Source organism: Embleya sp. NPDC055664 (assembly GCF_053618075.1).
Map to the genome: position 1 here is coordinate 71130 of NZ_JBSHGZ010000019.1, position 21081 is coordinate 92210.

The following is a 21081-nucleotide window of genomic DNA, read 5'->3' on the forward strand; positions in this document are numbered from 1 at the left end:
GCGGCCCGGCTCTCCGGCGCGGACAGGCGCTCAGACACGGGCACGCTCCTTCGAGCCGAGCAGGCCGGTCGGCCGCCAGATCAACACGAGCAACATCACGACGTACGGGGCGACATCGCCGAGGTTGGCGCCGAGCCAACTCAGATCGCTCTGGTAGCCCGCGGTCAGCGCCGAGGTCAGCCCCACCAACAGGCTGCCGAGCAGGGCTCCGGCGGCCGAGTCCATGCCGCCCAGGATCGCCGCCGGGAACGCGGCGAGCGCGATCTGCCCGGTGGACCGGTCCAGGCCCGCGGACGGGAACGCGGCCAGGAACACCGCCGCGACCGCAGCCAGCGCCCCCGCCACACACCAGGCGATCAACTGCACGCGACCGAGCCGCACCCCCATCAGCGCCGCCGCCTCCCGGTCCTCGGCCGCCGCGCGCATCGACAACCCCCAGGCGGTGAAGCGGAACGCCGCGAAGAACGCGCCGATCAGCAGCACGGCCACCACGACGCAGGCGATCCGCGCGTCGGCGATGTGCACACCGCCCCAGTCCCGCACGCCCGCCTGCCACGGATCGCCCAGGCTCAGCACGTCGGAGCCGATCCGGCGGGTGAGCTCGGTGGTCAGCAGGATGTCCACGCCGATGGTGAGGATGGTCAGGGTGTGCACCTCGGTGCGGCCCAGGCCGCGGATGAACACCATCTCGACCAGGCCCGCCACCGCGGCCGTCACCACCACCGCGACGAGCAGCGCGAGCGTGAAGCCGAGGTCGTCGTGCAGCTTGGCCACGGTGAACCCGCCGAGCAGCAGCAGCGACGCGTGCGCGAAGTTGATCACGCCCGACGCCTTGAAGATCACCACGAAGCCGAGCGCGATCAGCGCGTAGACCGATCCGAGCGCGAAGCCGTTGAGGACGATCTCGGCGAGTTTGGTCATCGGGACTCCTCGTGACTCTCGCTCCGGCCGCCGTCGCCACTCGGGTCGTGCTCGCCGTCTTCGCCCTCGTCGCCCGCGCCGAGGTAGGCGCGGATCACCGCGGGGTCGCGTCGCACCTCGGCCGGTGTACCGCTCGCGATCCGCCGGCCGAAGTCGAGCACGGTCACCGCGTCGGCGATCCGCATCACCAGCCCCATGTCGTGCTCGACCAGCACGATCGAGATGCCGAGCGAGTCCCGGATCGAGGCGATCGTGTCCGAGGTCTGCGCCCGCTCCTCGGCGTTCATCCCGGCCACCGGTTCGTCGAGCAGCAATACCCCGGGTTCCATGCACAACGCGCGGGCCATCTCCACCCGCTTGCGCATGCCGTACGGCAACAGCGCGACGGAGGTGTCGAAGACCGCGCCCAGCTGCATGAACTCGGCGATCTCCCGGGCCCGTTCGCGATGCCTGCGCTGCTCGCGGACCACCCTCGGCAGGCGCAGTGCGGTGGCCGCGAAGCCGGAGCGGGTCAGCACGTGCCGGCCGAGCATCAGGTTGTCCGCGACCGTGCCCCGGGTGAGCACGATGTTCTGGAACGTACGGGCGAGTCCGAGACCGGCGATCCTGTGCGGGGGCAGCCGGGTCAGGTCGTGCGCGCCGAGCCGCACGCTGCCGCGTTCGGCCCGGTACACGCCGGAAAGCACGTTGAAGCAGGTCGACTTGCCCGCGCCGTTCGGGCCGATGACCGCGTGGATCGTGCCCGGCGCGACGGTGAAGCCGACCGCGTCCAGCGCGAGCAGGCCGGCGAAGCGTACGGTGACCGCGCGCAGCGTCAGCTCGGGCACCTCCGGTGTCGCCGCGCCGCTCATCCGGTCCACCGTCCGAGCGCCCGACGCGAAGTGGTCCGGACCGGCGCGGGTGTGCCCTCCGCTTCGACCGCCTCGCCCAGGTACAACCGGCGCACCTCGTCGGTACGGGCGAGGTCGGCCGACGCACCGGCCAGCCGCACCTCGCCGACGTCGAGCACGTACGCCTTCTCGGCCAGGTCGAGGGCGATCGTCGCGTTCTGCTCGACCAGCAGCACGGCCGTACCCCGGGCGGCGATCTCCCGGATCACCCCTGCGATCCGACCCACCATGCGCGGCGCGAGGCCGAGCGAGGGCTCGTCCAGGAGCAGCAGGCGCGGCGCGGCCATCAGCGCCCGACCGATCGCCAACATCTGCTGTTCGCCGCCGGAGAGCAGGCCGGCGCGCTGCTCGCGCCGCTCGGCGAGGACCGGGAACAGGTCGAGCACCCGGTCGTGTTCGGCGCGGATCTCCGCCGCCCGCCCGCGCCGGCCCAGCGTGCCCGCGCGCAGGTTCTCGGCCACCGTCAGATGGGCGAACACCCGCCGCCCCTCCGGGACCTGCACCACCCCGGCGCGCACGATCGCGGCCGGGTCGCGGCCGCCGAGCCGGACGCCGTCGTAGCGGATGGAGCCGCCGGCGATCGTGCCCCGATGCAGGGACAGCGTGCCCGACACGGCCCGCAGGAGGGTGCTCTTGCCCGCCCCGTTCGCGCCGAGCACGGCCACCACGCCGTTGCCGGGCACGTCGAGGCAGACGCCGCGCAGGGCCCGGACGGACCGGCCGTAGACGACCTCCAGGCCCTCGACGAGGAGCGCTCCCGGTTCCATCGCACCCCTCCCCCGCTGTTGGAGTGACCGCGATCACAGCACGGGGGGTGCACGGAGTCCAGATCCGCCCGCGAGGTCGGGGCAGCCGACCAACGCAGCGGCGTGCGTCTTGTGCAGCGGCACAGCCCGTACCGCGCGGCAGGCCGTGTCTCGGGCCCCTCCTCAGGCGCTCAGTCGATGCGCGTCCAGGGCCAACGCCAACTCCACCAGGTCGCGCGGCAGGCCCAGTTCGCGCCCGGTCAGCTGTTCCATCCGACGCAGCCGGTTGAGCACGGTGTTGCGATGGCAGAACAACCGCCGGCCCGCGCGCACCGCCGAGCCGCCCGAGTCGAGCCAGGCGCCGAACGTACCGAGCAGCAGGTCCCGGTCCACCGCGTCCAAGGCCAGAATCGGCCCGAGCACCCGGGCCGCCAGATCCCGCGCCAGATCGGGCTGCGAGGCCACCAGAGCGGCGGGCAACCGCTCGTCCAAGCGCGCGCATTCACCGTCGGCGGTACACGTGCGCAGCGCGATCTCGGCGAGCCGCCGGGCCCGACCCAGCGCGGCCAACCCGTCCACGATCGGGCTGATCCCGGTCCGCGACCCGGCCACCGGGCCGAACGTTTCGGCAATCTCGTCCAGCCCCGAGGTGCCGAGCAGGACCACCGCGAACTCCCCTTCCGCGCGCGCCCGCCAGACCACCCGCACCCCGTTCGGCGCGGCCCGCCGAGGCGCGTCGTGCACACCGGTACCGGGCAGCGGATGGCGCACCGCGACCACGGCGTAGCGGCCCCGCTCGGGCAGGTCCAACACCCCCGCCGCCGCGGCGAGGTCCGCCTCCGGCGCCCGGCCGTCCAAGAGCGTGTCCAACAGGGCGTGCACCCGCTCGTCGTGACGGTTGGTCAGCTCCGTCTGGACCCGCCGATACTCGTCGGCGATCGCGCTCGCGTGCCGGTCGACGAAGTTCCACACGTCGGTGGCCACGTGCACCAACAGCCGTACCTCGTCCGGCTCCTGCTCCGCCGCGACCTCGACCAACGTCTGCCACAACATCACCCCGCCGAGCCGGTAGGCGTGCAGCAGCGCCTCCAGCGGCACCCCCTGCTCGGCCCGCCGCCGGGCCAGCCGCCCCGACGCCCAGCGGCTGCCTTCCAGTTCGCGCGGCCACACCGCGAGCGCGCCCACCGCGACCCGAAGCGCCTCGTGCGTGCTCTGCCACAACTCGTCCGGCGGCACCCCGCCCGCCACATAGGCGGGTTCGAGATCCTGCAACTCCGCCACGAGCCGATCGGTCAGCTCCGGCAACCGCCCGGGCAGGGCCCGTGCCGCCCGCCGCAGCAGCGCGCTGTGTTTCGGCCCGTCGGACCCCTCCGCATCGACCATGGAACCCCACCCCACAAGGTCAAGGACGCCGTCCGGGGCAACAGTGGCAGATCGAAACGCCCGGCAGGCAGGGGACGAACGGGCCGCCGCCGAGCTGTGATGTGCCGGCGGCGGCCCGGTGCGTGTCGGACGAGGGCCCGGGCCTCAGCCGTTCCAGGCGAAGCGCGGCGCGCGGCGCTCGGTGAAGGCCGCCAACCCCTCGCGGACGTCGGCCGAGCCGCGCGACTCCCGCTCCCACCGCTCGCGCCAGACCTCGACCGGGTCGCCGTCGACCCCCGGATCCGCGCCCGGGACACCGGAAAGGTCCATCGCCAACAGGTCCTTGGCGGCACGTACCGTCAGCTGCGAGCGCGAGGCGATCGTCCGGGCGAGGTCGTACACGCTTCTGTGCGCCTCCTCCGGCCCGAACACCCCGTCCACCAGGCCCACCCGCAGCGCGTGCGCCGCGTCGATCAACTCGGCGGAGAACAACAGGTACTTGGCCGTGGACACGCCCACCAGCCGGGCCAGCCGCGCGGTCGACCCCGCGTCGTAAACAATGCCGAGCTTGGCGGGCGTCACCCCGAACCGGGCCGTGGTGTCCGCGAAGCGCAGGTCGCAGGCGGCGGCAAGCTGGCACCCGCCGCCCACGCACGGGCCCTGGACGAAGGCGATCGTCGGCTTCCCGAAACCGGCCAGCGCCCGCTCGGCGGCCGCGTTCAGCGCGTGGTAGGCGTCCGCCGACTCGGCCGTGGCGTAGTGCCCGCGCAGCTCGCGGATGTCGGCGCCCGCCGAGAACACCCCGCCGCTGCCGGTCAGCACCAGCACACTCACCTCGGGGTCGGCGTCGAGCGCGGCCAGGATGCCCGGCAGCGCCGCCCACATCGCCGCGGTCAGCGCCCCGCGCGCGTGCGGGCGATCGATCCGCAGCGTGGCGATCGGGCCCTCCGCCTCGACCACGAGCCCGTCGACCCCGGTGTCCATGGTGCCCATCCCGCCGCCTCTCCCGCGCCGAACCGCGCCGCCGACCCGCGTCGCGAGGCCACGCTACGGTGCCGGCCGCTCCCGCCCCGGCGCGCCCCCCGGTACCCGCTCGTGCCCCGGATCCAGCGGCGGCCCCGCCATGTCGCAGCCGACCCGCACACACGGCGCGGCGCGCCCGCCCGGGACGTCCGGCTCGGTCGTGGCCAGCGCCCCGCTCGGTACGGTGAACCAGGCCACCGCCGAGCCGACCACAAGGAGCGCCGCGCAGATCCACAACGCGCGATCGAAGCCGGTGTCCACCACACCCGGGTCCCGGTAGCCGTCACCGGACAACCCGACCAGCGCCGGCAGACCGGCCACCGCGAGCAGTCCCGCCGCCCGGGCCGCCGCGTTGTTGACCCCGCTCGCGATGCCCGCCCGAGCGACGTCGACCGAGGCCAGCACGGTCGCGGTCAGCGGCGCGACCAGGATCGCCAGGCCCAGACCGAACACCACCACCCCGGGCAGCACGTCGGTGGCGTAGGACGCGTGCGGACCGACCCGCTGCAGCGTCAGCAGCCCGCCCGCGCACACCAGCGGCCCCACGGACAACTGCCACCGCGGCCCGATCCGCCGGGCCAGATCGCCCGACCTGGCGGACAGGAACAGCATCACCACGGTGACCGGCAACAGCGCCAGACCGGCCTCCTGCGCCGAATAGCCCGCCACCGTCTGCAATTCGAGCACCAGGAGCAGCATGAACGCGCCCAGCGCGCCGTAGACGAACAGCGTCACCACGTTGACCGAGGTGAACAGCCGGATCCGGAAGATGTCCAGCGGCAACATCGGCTCGCGCGAGCGCTTCTCCACCAGGACGAACGCCACACCCGTCACCACCCCGGCCGCGGCCGCGAGCGCCGCCGAGGTCGGGTTGGTCTGCGCCTCCACCAGGGCCCACGTCACCCCCGCCAGGGCCAGCGCGGCGAGCGCCGCACCGGTCACGTCGAACCGGCCGCGCGGTTGCGGATCGAAGGTCTCCGGGACGGTGCGCAGCGCCACCACGATGGTCACCACCGCCAACGGCAGATTGATCAGGAAGACCCATCGCCAACTGACCGCGTCCACCAGCCAGCCGCCCAGAAACGGCCCGATCGCGCTCGCCACGCCGCCGAGCCCCGACCAGGTGCCCACCGCCCGGGCCCGGTCGTCGGCGTGGAACGTGGCCTGGATGATCGCCAGCGAGCCGGGGGTCAGCAGCGCGCCGCCGATGCCCTGGAGCGCGCGGGCGGCGATCAGCGTCTCGACGTTCGGCGCGATCCCGCACAGCAGCGAGGCCAGCGCGAACCAGGCCACCCCGATCACGAACACCCGGCGCCGCCCGTAGCGATCGCCGAGCGCGCCGCCGAGCAGGATCAGCCCGGCCAGGGTGAGGGTGTACGCATTGACCGTCCACTGCAGCGCCGCGAGCGAGGCGTCGAAGGAGCGTCCGATGCTCGGCAGCGCCACATTGACGACGGTCGAGTCGAGCATCGCCATGCCGGAGCCGAGCACGGTGGCGAGCAGCACCCATCGACCGGCGGGAGTCTTGGCGCGGATGCCCCCGGAGGGGAGGGAGACGGACACCCGAGCATCATGCCCCTCGACGCTCCGCCGAAAGCCACCGCACGCGGGTCCTGCGCCGAACGGCCGATCGACCCCCGGCCACCGACGCCGCACCCACGGGCGGTACGAGCTAGCGGGCTATCCGCGGCGCCGGGATCCCGCGCGTCGTTTCGCGCCGCGGCTGACGATCCGGTCCGGGCAGTACGGCCATCGCGAAGATCATCAGCAGCACCGCGACCACCGCGTCCATCCAGTAGTGGTTCGCGGTCACCACGACCACGAGCAGCGTGATCGCCGGATGCAGCCACATCGCCCAGCTCGCGATCTTGCGACCGGTCCCGGCCGCGCGCCAGACCGAGGCCACCCCGAGCGCGACCACCACCGCCCAGCCCACGTGCAGCGACGGCATCGCGGCGAACTGGTTGGCGATCTTGGCGCCGGCGCCGGCGTACGGCGAGTCGCCCGCGTCCATCCCCGTGTCGGTGAAGCCCGGCATCTTCCGCGGCGGCGCCAGCGGCACCAGGATGTGGATGATCAGCGCGGCGCCGGTCATCATCGCCAGGATGTTGCGCACCCACTTGTAGTGCTCGCGATGGCGGATCCACAACCACAGCAGAAACCCGACGGTCGCCGGGAAGTGCACGTAGGCGTAGTACTTGTTGCAGAACGTGATGGCCGCGTGCGACTGCATGAACCAGTGCTGGATCGACGCCTCGTCGGGCAGTCGCAGGTCCTGCTGCATGGTCAGCAGCTGCTTCGCGTTCGAGAAGGCGGTGGACGTCTCGCCCGAGGCCAGCCCGCGACCGAGCTTGTACACCCCGAACAGCAGCGCGACCAGAAGCAGCTCGCGGGCCGCGTCCTTGATCGTGCGCATCCGGCGGGCCTTGGCCGCGGCCGCCTCGTCCGAAGCCCTCGCCGCCTCGCCGGCCTTCGTCACCGACCCCGCCTGCGTGGTCGGCGGCGACTGCTCGCGCCCCTCGACCTCGTGGGAGGGATCCTCCGTGACGTTGCCCTTCACCACGTCCCCCATGCTGTCGGTTGAGCCGTCGGTCGGCCGATTCGATCCGATCCGTCACCACCCGGGTCGTGGACCACTCCCCGGATCCGCGCGGCGGATCGAGGGGTGCGTTGTCCGGCGGCAACGCTTCAGCCAGGGTAGACGGATCAGGTTAGACCGATCCTCCCCCTGAAGTACCAATCGGGGCCGGCTCGCAGGGGGTACCTCGGTACCTTGTTCCGGCCCCTTCTCCTCTGGACGTCGTAGGGGGTCTCCCCGGTTCGGGCGAGCCTGGCCAACTCGCGCACACCGCCCGCCGACGGTACGTAGGCTGCGGGTATGACCGACGCGACGGGGGAAAAGCGGCTCGTACTCGTGGTCGAGGACGAGCCCATGATCGCCGACGCGGTGGCCGCCCGGCTCCGGGCGGAGGGGTTCGGCGCGATCACCGCGCCCGACGGTCCCTCGGCGCTGGCCACGGCCGCCGGCACCCGTCCCGATCTGGTCGTGCTCGACGTGATGTTGCCCGGGCTCGACGGCCTGGAGGTGTGTCGTCGGCTCCAGGCGCTGCACCCGGGGCTGCCGGTGCTCATGCTGACCGCGCGTGACGACGAGACCGATCTGCTCGTCGGCCTGGCGGTGGGCGCCGACGACTACATGACCAAGCCGTTCTCGATGCGCGAGCTGGTGGCCCGGGTGCACGTGCTGCTGCGCCGGCTGGAGCGGGCCGAGGCGGCGGCCCGGGCGGTCTCCCCCGAGGCCGCGCTCCAGTTGGGCGTGTTGCGAATCGACCGCACCCAGCGCCGGGTCCGGCTCGGCGTCGACGAGGTGCACCTGACCCCGACCGAGTTCGACCTGCTGGTCTGCCTCGCCTCGCGACCGCGGGCGGTGCTCTCGCGCGAGCAGTTGTTGGCCGAGGTGTGGGACTGGGTGGACGCGTCCGGGACGCGCACAGTGGACAGCCATGTGAAGGCGTTGCGCCGTAAACTCGGCGCCGAGTGGATCCGCACCGTCCACGGTGTGGGCTACGCGCTGGAGGCACCGTCCTGAACACCGCCGACCTCCGCCCCGTGCGGTCGCGCCGCCTGCGGCTCGGCCGCGGCAACCCGCGCCCGCTGGATCGACTGCGTTCGATCAAGGCCAAGCTGGGCGTGCTGGTGATCGCGTCCGTCTTCGTCTCGACGCTGCTGATCATCCTGGGGCTGCGGGCCGAGGTGCGGTTTCGGTACATGCTCGTGTTCACCTCGCTGGCCTGCCTGGCGGTCACCCTCGTGCTCGCGCACGGGATGACCTCGCCGCTGCGCGAAATGACCGCCGCCGCGCAGGCGATGGCGCGCGGCGACTACTCGCGTCGGGTGCGCGCCACCTCGCGCGACGAGGTGGGCCGCCTCGCCGGTGCGTTCAACCACATGGCGGCCGACCTGGAAGCGGTGGACCGACATCGCCGCGAGCTGGTCGCCAACGTCTCGCACGAGTTGCGCACACCCATCTCCGCGCTGCACGCGGTGCTGGAGAACCTCGTGGACGGCGTGCAGAAACCCGATCCCGACACGCTGGGCCTCGCGCTCACCCAGACCGCGCGATTGGGCCGACTCGTGTCACAACTTCTCGACCTTTCCCGACTGGATTCGGGGGCGATGCCGCTGCAGGCGCGCGAATTCGCCGTACGGCCCTTCCTGGTCGCGCTCACCCAGGAGACCGGGGCACTGGGCGGCGACGTTCGCTTCGAGGTCGACGTCCAGCCCGCGGAGCTGACCGCACGGGCCGACCCCGAGCGGCTGCATCAGGTTGTTACCAATCTGGTGGCCAACGCCTGCCGGCACAGCCCGTTCGGTGGCACGGTGAGTCTGCACGCACGACGCGACGACGGCATCGGCAGCCTGCGCCTGGAAGTCCTGGACGAGGGTCCGGGAATTCCGTCCGCCGAGCGCGGCCGGGTGTTCGAACGTTTCACCCGCGGCGGCGGAAGTTCGTCCACCGACGGGGGAACCGGACTCGGGCTGGCGATCGCCCGCTGGGCCGTGGATCTGCATGGGGGTGATATTTCCGTAGCCGAATCGAGCCATGGGTGCCGAATCCGAGTGCTCCTGCCCGGTGACCCGACGTAATCGGGTGATCGGCCACTAACTGCACGGGACGATCCCGACATGACGTTCCGTGACCACCAATACGGCGGGAAGCAACAAACGCGACTAAACAGTCAACCGTTTGTGATCTACGCGACGCGGAGGCCGAGGGGCCTGCGCGACACCGGTCAAAGGGCGTAGCCTTGTTTCCCGCTGTCCACCACCCCAGGAAGCGGAAGAGGGCGGTTGCCGCCGTGTCGTCACAGTCCCCTAGCAACCCGATGGCCAGCTTCGGCCCCAACGAGTGGCTCGTCGACGAGATTTACCAGCAATATTTGCAAGATCCCAACTCGGTGGATCGTGCTTGGTGGGACTTCTTCGCCGATTACAAGCCCAGCGAGCCGTCGACGCCGTCGACGTCCGCCGGTCCAGCCACCGTGGCAAGCCCGAGCGGCCCCACACCAGTGAGCGGTACCACGAACAACTCTGGAAACATCCCCGCGCCGAGCACGGCGCAACCCCCGGTGTCGGCGGCGATTTCGTCGACCGCGACGGGGACGACGACTCCGGCCCCGGCCCCGAGCCACCCGATGATGACGACCGGTGTACAGGACGCGGCGCCTTCGTCGACTCCGATCCCGGCCGGCACTCCGGCCCCGCCCGCGCCCGCGAAGTCCGCCCCCGCGGCGCCGGCCAAGCCGCCGGCCGCCAAGGCGCCCGCCGCGCCGAAGCAGCCCGCCGCCTCCCCCGACGCCGTCCAGCTCAAGGGCCCGGCGGCACGTGTCGCGATCAACATGGACTCGTCGCTCACTATTCCGACCGCGACCAGCGTGCGGGCCGTACCGGCCAAGCTGCTGATCGACAACCGGATCGTGATCAACAACCACCTCAAGCGTGCTCGCGGTGGCAAGGTCTCGTTCACCCACCTCATCGGCTACGCGCTGGTCCAGGCGGCGAAGTCGATGCCGTCGATGAACCACGCGTACGAAGAGCGTGACGGCAAGCCGTTCCTGGTCAAGCCGGCCCACGTCAACCTCGGTCTCGCGATCGACCTGACGAAGGCCAACGGTGACCGCCAGCTCGTGGTGGCGGCCATCAAGAAGGCCGACGAGATGGACTTCTTCGCCTTCTGGCAGGCGTACGAGGACATCGTCCGGCGGGCCCGGTCGAACAAGCTCACGGTGGACGACTTCGCCGGAGTGACGATCTCGCTGACCAACCCGGGCGGCATCGGCACCGTGCACTCGGTGCCGCGCCTGATGCCCGGTCAGGGCACGATCGTCGGCGTGGGCGCGATGGACTACCCGGCGGAGTTCGCGGGGGCGTCCGCGGACACCCTCTCCCGCCTCGCGGTCAGCAAGACACTCACGCTGACCAGCACCTACGACCACCGCATCATCCAGGGCGCCCAGTCGGGCGAGTTCCTGCGTCGGATGAATCAGCTGCTGCTCGGCGAGGACTGCTTCTTCGAGGAGATCTTCCGTTCGCTGCGCATCCCGTACGAACCCGTGCGCTGGGTGCAGGACATCTCCGCGACACACGAGGACGACGTCAACAAGACGGCACGTGTGCAGGAGCTGATCCACTCCTACCGGGTCCGCGGTCACCTGATGGCCGACACCGACCCGCTGGAATACAAGCAGCGCCGGCACCCGGACCTCGACGTGGTCGAGCACGGGCTGACGTTGTGGGACCTGGAGCGCGAGTTCGCGGTCGGCGGCTTCGCGGGGCAGTCGCTGATGACGCTGCGCGACGTGCTGGGCGTGCTGCGGGACACCTACTGCCGCACCGTCGGCATCGAATACATGCACATCCAGGACCCGGACCAGCGCCGCTGGATCCAGGAGCGGGTGGAGGTGCCGCACGCCAAGCCGGACCGCGAGGACCAGCTGCGCATCCTGCGCCGGCTGAACGCGGCGGAGGCGTTCGAGACCTTCCTGGCCACCAAGTACGTCGGCCAGAAGCGCTTCTCCCTGGAGGGCGGCGAGACCACCATCCCGCTGCTCGACGCGATCATCTCGGCGGCGGCCGAGGACGGCCTGGACGAGGTCGCGATCGGCATGGCGCACCGCGGCCGGCTGAACGTGCTGACCAACATCGTCGGCAAGTCCTACGCGCAGGTCTTCCGCGAGTTCGAGGGCAACATCGACCCCAAGTCGATGCACGGCTCGGGCGACGTGAAGTACCACCTCGGCGCCGAGGGCACGTTCTCCTCCGAGGACGGCGCCCAGGTCAAGGTCTCGCTGGTGGCGAACCCCTCGCACCTGGAGGCGGTCGACCCGGTCCTGGAGGGCGTCGTGCGCGCCAAGCAGGACATCATCGACATGGAGGGCGCCGACTTCCCGGTCCTGCCGCTCCTGCTACACGGCGACGCCGCGTTCGCGGGCCAGGGCGTGGTCGCCGAGACGCTCAACATGTCGCAGCTGCGCGGCTACCGCACCGGCGGCACGATCCACGTGGTGATCAACAACCAGGTCGGCTTCACCGCCTCCCCGGCCGCGTCCCGCTCGTCCATCTACGCGACCGACGTCGCGCGGATGATCGAGGCGCCGATCTTCCACGTCAACGGTGACGACCCCGAGCAGTGCGTGCGGATCGCGCAGCTCGCGTTCGAGTACCGGCAGACGTTCCACAAGGACGTGGTGATCGACCTCATCTGCTACCGGCGCCGGGGTCACAACGAGGCCGACAACCCGTCGTTCACCCAGCCGCTGATGTACGACCTGATCGACAAGAAGCGTTCGGTGCGCAAGCTCTACACCGAGGCCCTGATCGGTCGTGGCGACATCACGGTGGAGGAGGCCGAGCAGGCGCTCAAGGACTACCAGGACCAGCTGGAGAAGGTCTTCTCCGAGGTCCGGCAGGCCACCGCGCCGCAGGCCCCGCAGGTGGCCCCGGCCGCCCCCGCGGCCGACATCGCCTTCCCGCGGATCGACCCGACCGGCATCGCGCACGAGACGGTCAAGCGGATCGTCGAGTCGCAGGTCTCGCTGCCCGAGGACTTCGCCGTACACCCGCGCCTGCAGCCGCAGTTGCAGCGTCGGGCGGCGATGGTCGAGGACGGCACGATCGACTGGGCGATGGGCGAGACGCTGGCGTTCGGTTCGCTCCTGATGGAGGGTCGCCCGGTGCGCCTCGCCGGTCAGGACAGCCGGCGCGGCACCTTCGGCCAGCGGCACTCGGTCCTGGTGGACCGCACCTCGGGCGCCGAGTACACCCCGCTCGCGCACCTGTCCGAGGACCAGGCCAAGTTCACCGTGTACGACTCGCTGCTCAGCGAGTTCGCCGCGATGGGCTTCGAGTACGGCTACTCGCTGGCCCGGCCGCAGTCGCTGGTGTTGTGGGAGGCGCAGTTCGGCGACTTCGCCAACGGCGCGCAGTCGATCATGGACGAGTTCATCTCCTCCGCCGAGCAGAAGTGGCACCAGCACTCCGGTGTGGTCCTGCTGCTTCCGCACGGCTACGAGGGCCAGGGCCCGGACCACTCGTCCGCGCGCATCGAGCGCTACCTGCAGATGTGCGCGCAGAACAACATGACGGTGGCCGCGCCGACCCTGCCGAGCAACTACTTCCACCTGTTGCGCTGGCAGGCGCTCAACCCGCACCACAAGCCGCTCGTGGTGTTCACCCCGAAGTCGATGCTGCGCCTGAAGGCCGCCGCGTCGAAGATCGAGGAGTTCACCACCGGTCAGTTCCGGCCGGTGATCGGGGACACCACGGTGGACCCGGCCAAGGTCAAGCGGGTGGTCATGTCGTCCGGCAAGTTCCACTACGACCTGGCCGCGGGCCGGGCCAAGGCGGGCCGCGACGACGTCGCGCTGGTCCGCGTGGAGCGGCTCTACCCGCTGCCGGTGGCCGAGCTGAAGGCGGAGCTGGAGCGCTACGGCCTCGACCGCTACGGCAAGGACCTGGAGCTGGTCTGGGCCCAGGAGGAGCCGACCAACCAGGGCGCGTGGCCGTTCATCGCGCTCAACCTGGTCGAGTACGGCCTCCCGGCGCCGCGGCGGATCGCGCGTCCGTCGTCCTCGTCGCCGGCGGTCGGTTCGGCCAAGCGGCACGAGGCCGAGCAGCAGGGCCTGGTCGAGGAAGCGATGAGCTGATCCACGGCTCGTAGGTCGATTCACCGGCTCCGCCCCGGCGCACGTACGATGCGCGCCGGGGCGGAGCCGCGTTCGGCGGTGGATCCCACACACATACCGGAGTCGGAGAACATGTACTTCACGGACCGTGGCATCGAGGAGCTGGAGAAGCGGCGCGGCGAGGAGGAGGTGTCCCTGGCCTGGCTCGCCGAGCAGCTGCGCACGTTCGTGGACCTCAACCCCGAGTTCGAGACGCCCGTCGAGCGGTTGGCGACCTGGCTGGCGCGGCTGGACGACGAGGACGACGACGAGTAGCGGGCTCGGTCAGGTCCCGGTGTCGGCTCGGCGCGGCGCGCGGGTGTGCCATACGGCCCAGCCGAGGGCGTAGAGCACCATCCCGACGGCGAGGCCGCGGCCGAATCCGGTCGCGGCGTCGAAGCCGAGCACCTCGAAGGCCGGTACCCGCCCGTCGGGGAACGGCAGCAGCGCCCTGGCCGCCCCGATCGTGCCGACCAGCACCAGGGCGCCCAGCACCGCCCAGCGCCCCGCCACGGGCATGCGCGGGCCCGTGACGGGGCGTTGCGGCAGTCGGCCGATCCAGCGCCACGTCCACACCGAGCAGGCGACGAACCCGACCACCGTGCTGATGTGCTGGAGCAGCACATAGCCCGGACGCAGGCCCAGGAACTCCCGGCGCAGCTCGGGCAGTACGTGTGCCACCCCGGGGTCGTCGTGGTGCGTCCAGGCGTCCCAGGCCAGGTGTGAGAGCCCGCCCAGCACGGCGGAGACCACGAACCACGCGCACACCACGAGCATTTCCCGCAGGAAGGGCCGTCGGGCCCGCGCGGCGGTGTACCACCGGCCCGGCAGGCGCGGGCGCAGCGGCTCCTCCAGGGCCGCCCGGATCCGGTCCGGCAGCAGTACGAGCAGCGGCCTGGCGAGCAGGTGGAACGCGAGCACGAGCAGCGCGGTGAGCACGATGTTCAGGCCCAGCACCCCCGGCCACAGCTCGTGGGTGGCCCGGCGGTCGGCGCGCATCGGCAGGAAGTCCAGGTTCACGAACAGGATCACGTCCGGGGCCATCGCGCCGAAGGCGAGCGCGGAGGCGATCAGCGGGCCGTGTCGGCCCGCCCCGGCGCCGACCGTGGTGCCGGTGCGGGTCGCCCCCTGCAGCGGCAGCACCGCGGCGATGTGGCTGAGCGTGAATGGCATGCGTGGCGCCCCCGGGTGCGATGCGGGCCCGCCGCGCGCGGGCCGCGCGGCGGGGCAAGGTCCGTCGGCATCCAAAAACGCCGGAAGCAGACCGGATGGTTCCCTTGACCTCCGCCACACGCGATATATCGTGAGTAGCAGAGCTTCGCGATATATCGCGTCCGGCACACATCTGCCCGACGCATCGCGTCCGGCACACCGACCCCAAGGGGAGGGTCCATGTCCCGATGGATGATCGAGGGACCGCAAGACCTCACACTCGACACCGTGCGGGTGCTGCGGGTGCGCACCATCGGCGGGCTGGTCGACGTCGTGGGCACCGACGGCCCGCCGCGCCTGGAGGTGCACGCCGTCGAGGGTCCGCCGCTGCAGGTGACCCACGACGAGGTGAGCGGCGAACTCGTCGTCTCCTACCCGGACCTGACGGCCAAGCACCTGATGGACCGGTTCCAGAACGCCGGCAAACGCTCCGACCTGCGCGCGTTCATGGCCGACGGGCGCGCGATCGGGCGGCGGCACGCCGAGGTCTCGCTGGCCGTGCCGTGGGACTGCACGGTCGAGATCGGCGTGGTGTCCGCGCACGCGACCGTGTCCGGGATGCACGGCACCACCACGGTGCGCAGCATCGGCGGCGACGTGACCCTGGTCGGGCTGACCGGCACGGTCGACGCGAACACGATCTCCGGATCGGTCGACGCCGAGTCGCTGGCCGGCGACCTCGGGGTGGTGACGGTGGCCGGCTCGCTCACCGTGATCGAGGGCACCGGCGGCCGGGTGCGGGCCAACTCGGTCTCCGGGTCGATGACCCTGGACCTGGACGAGGTCGGCCGCAGCCACGTGCAACTGACCACGGTATCCGGCGAGTTGACCGTGCGCCTGCCGCACCGCGGGGATATGCGCGTGGACGTGCGCACCGCGGCCGGCTCCGTCGACTCGGTCTTCGACGAGCTGACCACGAGCGCCAAATTCGGCGCGAGCCACGTGACGGGCAAGCTCGGCGAGGGCTCGGGCCGGCTGCGGATCAACTCGGTATCGGGCGACGTGACGCTGCTGCGCCGCGCGCCGGAGGGAAAGGTGAGCGCATGAACCCCGTCTTCGGCCACGGCCGGCTACGGCTCTACCTGCTGAAGCTGCTCGACGAGAGCCCCCGTCACGGCTACGAGGTCATCCGCCTGCTCCACGACCGCTTCCTGGGCCTCTACTCGCCCTCCGCGGGCACCGTCTACCCGCGCCTGGCCAAGCTGGAGCAGGAGGGCCTGGTCGAGCACGACGTCGAGGGCGGCCGGAAGGTGTACCGGATCACCGACGCCGGCCGCGCCGAACTGGCGGCCCGCCAGGAGGAGTTGACCCAGCTGGAGGCGCAGATCCGCGAGTCGGTCTACGAGCGGGCCCGGGAGATCCGGGACGAGGTGCGCACGTCGGCGCAAAACCTGCGGGAGGAACTGGGCCGCGCGGCCCGCGAGGTCCGCAAGTCCCCGCGCCCGGCCGTCGAGGAGGAGCAACGCCCGGACACCGACGACTGGTCCGACCCCAAGGCCGCCGGCCGCCGGTCCTGGGAACCGATGTTCTCCCAGCGCATGGCCGACCTCGCCGAGGGCTTGGCCCACAACCTGGTCGACCTGGCCGCCAAACCCGGCCTGTTCGACCTGGAACGCGAACTCCGCCGCCGCTTCGGCACCGACCCGGAACCCACCTCCGCCCGAGCCCGAGCCACCGACGCCTGGTCAAAGGAAACCGACCGCCCGACCCGCGACCAGGATTCCCTGGACCTGGAGTCGATCATCGACTCCATCCGCACAGAGGTAACCCCCTGGGCCCACCGAGCCGGCGTAACCCAGGACCAACTGACCGAAGCCCGCAACATCATCAAAACGGCGATCAAGGACCTGAAAGCCATCTTCGACCCAAACCCCCCACCCCAATAACCCCCCCGGCACGGGATACGACCACAGCAAGGCCATATCCCGTGCCACCCCCACACCCAGCCCACCACCGACCGGCGAATCCCACCGCCCCAACCCCCAAACAACCAAGCCGAGCCAAATCACCCCAGCCAGGCGCGCGAAGCGAACCACCCCGGCCGGCGCATGAGGCGAACCAACCCCGCCGGCGCAAGGGACCAATTCAGCCCCGCCAGCGCATGAGGCCCGGCGCATGAGGCCACAGGGGCGCCACGTGGCGTCGGCCGCACGGCCAAGGCACGCCAACCCCACCGGCCGCACAGCCAAGTGCACCGCCAACCACACGGGCCGACCCGGCCCGAACCCGCCTACCCCCGTCGATGCAGCCGCGCCAGCGACAACCGTCCCGTCGCCAACGCCCGCGTGTTCACCGACTCGACCCGCCCCGTCCGCCCCACCACGACCTTCGGATACACCGGAGGAAGCACCACCGCGTCCCGCGCGACGATCTCCCCCGCCACCCGCGTGAGCCGCGCCCGCCGCGCGTTGTCCGGCGTCGCAGCCGCCTCCTCGACCAACCGATCCAGCTCCGGGTTCGCATACCCCGTGCTCTCGCCCCCGGTCGACACCGCCGGCGCCAACGCCGCGAAGCCCGTGCGCCCCACCGCGTACCCCGACCCGCGCCGATCCACCAGCGCCGCGTCGAAGTCACCGACCCGCCGCCGCGCCGCCCACGTCGCCGCGTCCACCGGCTCGACCACGACGGTGAACCCGACCCGATTCCACCCCTCGGCCAACACCCGTGCCACGTCCGGCAGTTCCCCGGCCTCTCCGACCACCGCCAGCAGCGTGAACCGCACGCCGCCCCGCGGCAACGGCACCGGCGCCTCGCCCAACATCGCGGTGACCCGCTCCGGCTCCACCGTCGGCCCCGCCGTCGCGCTCGGACTCGGCTTCGGCGACACGGTCGGGCTGACCCCCCGCCCGTACGGGGTGTACTCCGGGTCCCACCCCTCGTTGCCCGGCCCCAGCGGCCCCTGCCCGATCACCGCGTCGCCCCGGTACACGTCCCGCAGCACCCGGGTGCGATCCATCCCGAACCCCAGCGCCCGTCGCACCGCGACGTCGTCGAACGGCGGCCGGCGCAGATTCGGCAGCACCACCAGGTCGGCCGGCCCGCTCGCGGTCTGCACGTACGTGTCGTCCGCCTTGCGCAACCGCCGCACCTGTTCGGGCGTCGGGTGCGGGTACACCGCGAGCCGGTGCGCCTTCAGATCGGCCACCGGATCGGCCGACGCGCGGAACTCCAACGCGTCCGCCGGCGCGGCCTTGTCCCGATACCCCGCGTCCCGGCGCAACACGACCGCACCGCCGTCCGCGCTCGCCAGCCGAAACGGCCCGGTGCCCAGCAGCGCCCGAGGATCCCCCAGGCTCGCCTGATGCGGGATCGGCAGACAGGCCAAGAACGCCCGGAGCGCCCCGAACGCCCGCGGCAGCTCGATCCGTACCGTCCGCGCGTCCGGCGCCTCGATCGCCCCGAACCGCCCCGCCAGCCACGGCGCCCAGTCCCCCGCCGTCGCCGGATCGTTCACCCGACGCAGACATGCCGCCACATGCTCGGCGGTGAACGGATCCCCGTTGTGGAAGCGCACATCCGCCCGCAGCCGTACGGTCCAACTCAGCCCGTCCGGCGCGATCTGCGGATCGGCCGCGGCCAATACCGGCCCGATCGTGGTGTCGTCCCGGTAGGTGTACAGCGCCTCGACCACCGGGTCGGCGATCCACCGGGTCGCCTCGGCCGTCGAATGCACCGGATTGAGCACGTCGGGCAGCCGCGGCAGGCCCACCACGAGCGTGCCCCCCGACCGCGACTCGCGCCCGCCACAGCCGGCGAGCAGGCCCGCGGACACCGCGACCACCCCCGTACCGGCCCCCAGGGCAAGCACACGGCGACGGGACAACGGCATCGAAGGTCCTTCCGAAAACCCACGCAACCAACTACCAACTACCGGCAACCGGCAACCGGCAACCGGCAACCAAAAGCCGAATCAACCGAATCAAACAGCGAAAACGATCTTCCCGAACAACTCACCCTCCGCCAACCGCCGAAACCCCTCCACCGCCTCGCGCAACGGCAGCACGGAGTCGATCACCGGCCGCACCCCACCGTGCGCGCACAGCCGAAGCAGCCCCGCGAGTTCGTCCTTGTCGCCCATCGTCGAACCGACGACGCGCAGTTCGTTGAAGAAGATCCGGGTCAACTCGGCGGCCGGCGGCCGATCGCCCGAGGTGGCACCGGAGATCACGATCGTGCCGCCCGGCTTCAGGCTCTTGATCGAGTGCGACCAGGTGGCCGCGCCGACCGTCTCCATCACCGCGTCCACCCGCTCGGGCAACCGCGCGCCCGAGCCGAACGCCGCGTCCGCGCCCAGCTCCACCGCCCGCGCGCCCTTGGCCTCGTCCCGACTGGTCACCCACACGCGGTACCCGGCCGCCTTCCCGAGCACCACCAGCGCGGTGGCCACCCCGCCGCCGGCGCCCTGGACCAGGATCGTGCCGCCCGGCCGCACCCCCGAGTTGGTGAACAACATCCGATACGCCGTCAGCCACGCCGTAGGCAGGCAGCACGCCTGCTCGAAGCTCAGTTCGGCCGGCTTGGGCAGGAGGTTCCAGCGGGGTACGGCAACCTTCTCGGCGAAGGTGCCGTCGTAGCGCTCGGTCAGGATCGACCGGGGCTCGTCGGTCCCGAGCCCGCCGATCACCGAGTGCACGACGACCTCGTTGCCGTCCTCGTCGATCCCGGCCGCGTCACAGCCCAGGATCATCGGCAACTGCTTCTCGGTGATGCCCACACCCTTGAGGGACCACAGGTCGTGGTGGTTCAGCGAGGCGGCCTTGACCGTGACGGTCGTCCACCCCGGCGGCAGCGCCCCGTCCGCGCCGGGCTCGGGTCGTTCCCCGAGCCGGAGACCGGACAGCGGGTCCTGGGCATCGATGCGCACGGCACTCACGGCAAACATGCAGGCACCCTACTGACGCCGGCGACGAGCCGAGGGCCCCACCCGCCCGGGTGGGGCCCTCGGCTCTCGGCAGCCGTGGCCGCGCGTCGATCGTCGAACGGTCGGCGAGGAGCCGTCGGACGATCACCGATCCACGGACCGCGGCTCAGATGCGCGCCACACCGTCCCGGCGCGCGGCCTCGGCCACCGCCTTGGTCACCGCCGGCGCGACCCGCTCGTCGAACGGCGACGGAATCACCCGGTCGGGCGCCAGCTCGTCGGCGACGACCGCAGCCAGCGCCTCGGCGGCGGCCACCTTCATCCCCTCGGTGATCCGCTTGGCGCGCACCGACAGCGCGCCGGCGAACACCCCCGGGAAGGCCAGCACGTTGTTGATCTGGTTCGGGTAGTCGCTGCGCCCGGTGGCGACCACGGCCGCGTACTTGTGCGCGAGGTCCGGGTCGATCTCCGGGTTCGGGTTGGCCATCGCGAAGATGATCGCCTCGGGCGCCATCGTCGCCACGACCTCCTCGGGCACCTTGCCCGCGGAGACCCCGAGGAAGACGTCGGCGCCCTTCATCGCGACCTCGATGCCGCCGCGCAGCCCGGCCTTGTTGGTCAGCTCGGCGATCATCCGCTTGATCGGCGTCAGGTCGTCGCGTCCCTCGTGCACGATGCCCCGGCTGTCCACCACGCACAGGTCGCCGATGCCCGCCTCGATCAGGATCTTGGCGATCGCGATGCCCGCCGCGCCCGCGCCCGAGATGACCGCGCGCAGGTCGCCGAGGCCGCGCCCGGTCACCGTGGCCGCGTTGCGCAGCGCGGCCAGCGCGACGATCGCGGTGCCGTGCTGGTCGTCGTGGAAGACCGGGATGGACACCCGCTCCTGGAGCCGGCGCTCGACCTCGAAGCAGCGCGGGGCGCTGATGTCCTCCAGGTTGATCCCGCCGAACGAGGGCGCGAGCCGGGCGATGGTGTCCACCAGCTCGTCCACGTCGGTGCAGTCGAGCGCGATCGGCACCGCGTCGACGCCGCCGAACTGCTTGAACAGGATCGCCTTGCCCTCCATCACCGGCAGGGAGGCGGCCGGACCGATGTCGCCCAGGCCGAGCACGGCGGTGCCGTCGGTGACGACGGCAACCGTGTTGGACACCCACGTGTAGTCGTGGACCAGCTCCGGGTTCTGCGCGATGGCCGTGCAGACACGTGCCACACCGGGCGTGTAGGCCAGGGACAGGTCGTCGCGGTTGCGCACCGGGACGGTCGAGCGAACTTCCATTTTCCCGCCCCGGTGCAGGGCGAAGACCGGATCGAGTTCGTCCGTCGCCATGCTGTCCGTCGGG

The 21081-nt window shown here is 71.7% G+C and carries 17 protein-coding genes; 6 read left to right on the forward strand and 11 right to left on the reverse strand.

Going from position 1 to position 21081, the window contains the following annotated elements:
* Positions 1-30 precede the first annotated feature (30 nt).
* The 7 genes from ACWGR4_RS27385 to ACWGR4_RS27415 all read right to left on the reverse strand — a co-directional run bounded on the left by ACWGR4_RS27385 (position 31) and on the right by ACWGR4_RS27415 (position 7514).
* On the reverse strand, positions 31-921 hold the full coding sequence (locus ACWGR4_RS27385; protein ID WP_379994839.1) for a branched-chain amino acid ABC transporter permease: 891 nt from the start codon (positions 919-921) through the stop codon (positions 31-33).
* Positions 918-1772 (reverse strand): ABC transporter ATP-binding protein, encoded by an 855-nt coding sequence (locus tag ACWGR4_RS27390; protein WP_379994837.1) that lies wholly within the window; start codon positions 1770-1772, stop codon positions 918-920. Before ACWGR4_RS27390 ends, ACWGR4_RS27385 begins: the two co-directional genes overlap by 4 nt.
* Positions 1769-2578 carry an ABC transporter ATP-binding protein gene (locus ACWGR4_RS27395; RefSeq protein WP_379994835.1) on the reverse strand — a complete coding sequence of 270 codons (810 nt, stop codon included), beginning with the start codon at positions 2576-2578 and terminating at the stop codon, positions 1769-1771. The genes ACWGR4_RS27390 and ACWGR4_RS27395 overlap by 4 nt, the downstream gene beginning before the upstream one ends.
* 162 nt (positions 2579-2740) lie before the next feature.
* On the reverse strand, positions 2741-3940 hold the full coding sequence (locus ACWGR4_RS27400; protein ID WP_379994833.1) for a PucR family transcriptional regulator: 1200 nt from the start codon (positions 3938-3940) through the stop codon (positions 2741-2743).
* 144 nt (positions 3941-4084) lie between these two features.
* On the reverse strand, positions 4085-4903 hold the full coding sequence (locus ACWGR4_RS27405; protein WP_379997238.1) for an enoyl-CoA hydratase/isomerase family protein: 819 nt from the start codon (positions 4901-4903) through the stop codon (positions 4085-4087).
* 63 nt (positions 4904-4966) lie between these two features.
* Positions 4967-6505 (reverse strand): MFS transporter, encoded by a 1539-nt coding sequence (locus ACWGR4_RS27410; protein WP_379994831.1) that lies wholly within the window; start codon positions 6503-6505, stop codon positions 4967-4969.
* Between the two features lie 109 nt (positions 6506-6614).
* Positions 6615-7514, reverse strand: a complete 900-nt coding sequence (locus ACWGR4_RS27415) for a phosphatase PAP2 family protein (RefSeq protein WP_452130077.1) — start codon at positions 7512-7514, stop codon at positions 6615-6617.
* 306 nt (positions 7515-7820) lie between these two features.
* Here ACWGR4_RS27415 and ACWGR4_RS27420 point away from each other — a divergent pair, with 306 nt between their 5' ends.
* The 4 genes from ACWGR4_RS27420 (at position 7821) to ACWGR4_RS27435 (ending at position 13941) form a co-directional block, all read left to right on the forward strand.
* Complete coding sequence (locus ACWGR4_RS27420) at positions 7821-8531, forward strand: response regulator transcription factor (RefSeq protein ID WP_379994827.1); 711 nt, start codon at positions 7821-7823, stop codon at positions 8529-8531.
* 20 nt (positions 8532-8551) lie between these two features.
* Complete coding sequence (locus tag ACWGR4_RS27425) at positions 8552-9589, forward strand: HAMP domain-containing sensor histidine kinase (protein WP_452130078.1); 1038 nt, start codon at positions 8552-8554, stop codon at positions 9587-9589.
* A 239-nt stretch (positions 9590-9828) separates the two neighbouring features.
* A complete protein-coding gene (locus tag ACWGR4_RS27430) occupies positions 9829-13647 on the forward strand; it encodes a multifunctional oxoglutarate decarboxylase/oxoglutarate dehydrogenase thiamine pyrophosphate-binding subunit/dihydrolipoyllysine-residue succinyltransferase subunit (RefSeq protein ID WP_379994823.1) in 3819 nt (1272 codons plus the stop codon).
* Positions 13648-13758: 111 nt separating this feature from the next.
* Positions 13759-13941, forward strand: a complete 183-nt coding sequence (locus tag ACWGR4_RS27435; RefSeq protein ID WP_078979233.1) for a DUF6104 family protein — start codon at positions 13759-13761, stop codon at positions 13939-13941.
* A gap of 9 nt (positions 13942-13950) precedes the next feature.
* Here the strand turns inward: ACWGR4_RS27435 and ACWGR4_RS27440 are convergent, their stop codons facing one another.
* Entirely contained in the window at positions 13951-14838 is an 888-nt protein-coding gene (locus tag ACWGR4_RS27440; RefSeq protein WP_379994821.1) for a DUF4184 family protein, read from the reverse strand.
* 219 nt (positions 14839-15057) lie between these two features.
* Between ACWGR4_RS27440 and ACWGR4_RS27445 the strand changes: the two genes are divergently transcribed.
* The gene (locus ACWGR4_RS27445; protein WP_379994819.1) at positions 15058-15924 is read left to right on the forward strand and encodes a DUF4097 family beta strand repeat-containing protein; all 867 of its coding nucleotides are present in this window, start codon (positions 15058-15060) and stop codon (positions 15922-15924) included.
* Positions 15921-16763: a PadR family transcriptional regulator gene (locus tag ACWGR4_RS27450; RefSeq protein WP_452133995.1), complete on the forward strand. Its 843-nt coding sequence runs from the start codon at positions 15921-15923 to the stop codon at positions 16761-16763. Before ACWGR4_RS27445 ends, ACWGR4_RS27450 begins: the two co-directional genes overlap by 4 nt.
* A gap of 344 nt (positions 16764-17107) precedes the next feature.
* Here the strand turns inward: ACWGR4_RS27450 and ACWGR4_RS27455 are convergent, their stop codons facing one another.
* From ACWGR4_RS27455 to ACWGR4_RS27465, 3 genes are all read right to left on the reverse strand, one after another.
* Positions 17108-18706, reverse strand: coding sequence for an ABC transporter substrate-binding protein (locus ACWGR4_RS27455; protein WP_452133994.1), 1599 nt, complete (start codon positions 18704-18706; stop codon positions 17108-17110).
* Between the two features lie 90 nt (positions 18707-18796).
* Positions 18797-19759, reverse strand: a complete 963-nt coding sequence (locus ACWGR4_RS27460; RefSeq protein ID WP_379994813.1) for a zinc-binding dehydrogenase — start codon at positions 19757-19759, stop codon at positions 18797-18799.
* Between the two features lie 145 nt (positions 19760-19904).
* Complete coding sequence (locus ACWGR4_RS27465) at positions 19905-21068, reverse strand: NAD(P)-dependent malic enzyme (RefSeq protein WP_452134086.1); 1164 nt, start codon at positions 21066-21068, stop codon at positions 19905-19907.
* Positions 21069-21081 lie beyond the last annotated feature (13 nt).

Excerpts from the sequence above, each read along its gene's own strand:
- ACWGR4_RS27385 (WP_379994839.1), bottom strand. The coding sequence starts at position 921 with ATGACCAAACTCGCCGAGATCGTCCTCAACGGCTTCGCGCTCGGATCG.
- ACWGR4_RS27390 (WP_379994837.1), bottom strand. The coding sequence starts at position 1,772 with ATGAGCGGCGCGGCGACACCGGAGGTGCCCGAGCTGACGCTGCGCGCG.
- ACWGR4_RS27395 (WP_379994835.1), bottom strand. The coding sequence starts at position 2,578 with ATGGAACCGGGAGCGCTCCTCGTCGAGGGCCTGGAGGTCGTCTACGGC.
- ACWGR4_RS27400 (WP_379994833.1), bottom strand. The coding sequence starts at position 3,940 with ATGGTCGATGCGGAGGGGTCCGACGGGCCGAAACACAGCGCGCTGCTG.
- ACWGR4_RS27405 (WP_379997238.1), bottom strand. The coding sequence starts at position 4,903 with ATGGACACCGGGGTCGACGGGCTCGTGGTCGAGGCGGAGGGCCCGATC.
- ACWGR4_RS27415 (WP_452130077.1), bottom strand. The coding sequence starts at position 7,514 with ATGGGGGACGTGGTGAAGGGCAACGTCACGGAGGATCCCTCCCACGAG.
- ACWGR4_RS27420 (WP_379994827.1), top strand. The coding sequence starts at position 7,821 with ATGACCGACGCGACGGGGGAAAAGCGGCTCGTACTCGTGGTCGAGGAC.
- ACWGR4_RS27430 (WP_379994823.1), top strand. The coding sequence starts at position 9,829 with ATGGCCAGCTTCGGCCCCAACGAGTGGCTCGTCGACGAGATTTACCAG.
- ACWGR4_RS27435 (WP_078979233.1), top strand. The coding sequence starts at position 13,759 with ATGTACTTCACGGACCGTGGCATCGAGGAGCTGGAGAAGCGGCGCGGC.
- ACWGR4_RS27440 (WP_379994821.1), bottom strand. The coding sequence starts at position 14,838 with ATGCCATTCACGCTCAGCCACATCGCCGCGGTGCTGCCGCTGCAGGGG.
- ACWGR4_RS27445 (WP_379994819.1), top strand. The coding sequence starts at position 15,058 with ATGTCCCGATGGATGATCGAGGGACCGCAAGACCTCACACTCGACACC.
- ACWGR4_RS27450 (WP_452133995.1), top strand. The coding sequence starts at position 15,921 with ATGAACCCCGTCTTCGGCCACGGCCGGCTACGGCTCTACCTGCTGAAG.
- ACWGR4_RS27455 (WP_452133994.1), bottom strand. The coding sequence starts at position 18,706 with ATGCCGTTGTCCCGTCGCCGTGTGCTTGCCCTGGGGGCCGGTACGGGG.
- ACWGR4_RS27460 (WP_379994813.1), bottom strand. The coding sequence starts at position 19,759 with ATGTTTGCCGTGAGTGCCGTGCGCATCGATGCCCAGGACCCGCTGTCC.
- ACWGR4_RS27465 (WP_452134086.1), bottom strand. The coding sequence starts at position 21,068 with ATGGCGACGGACGAACTCGATCCGGTCTTCGCCCTGCACCGGGGCGGG.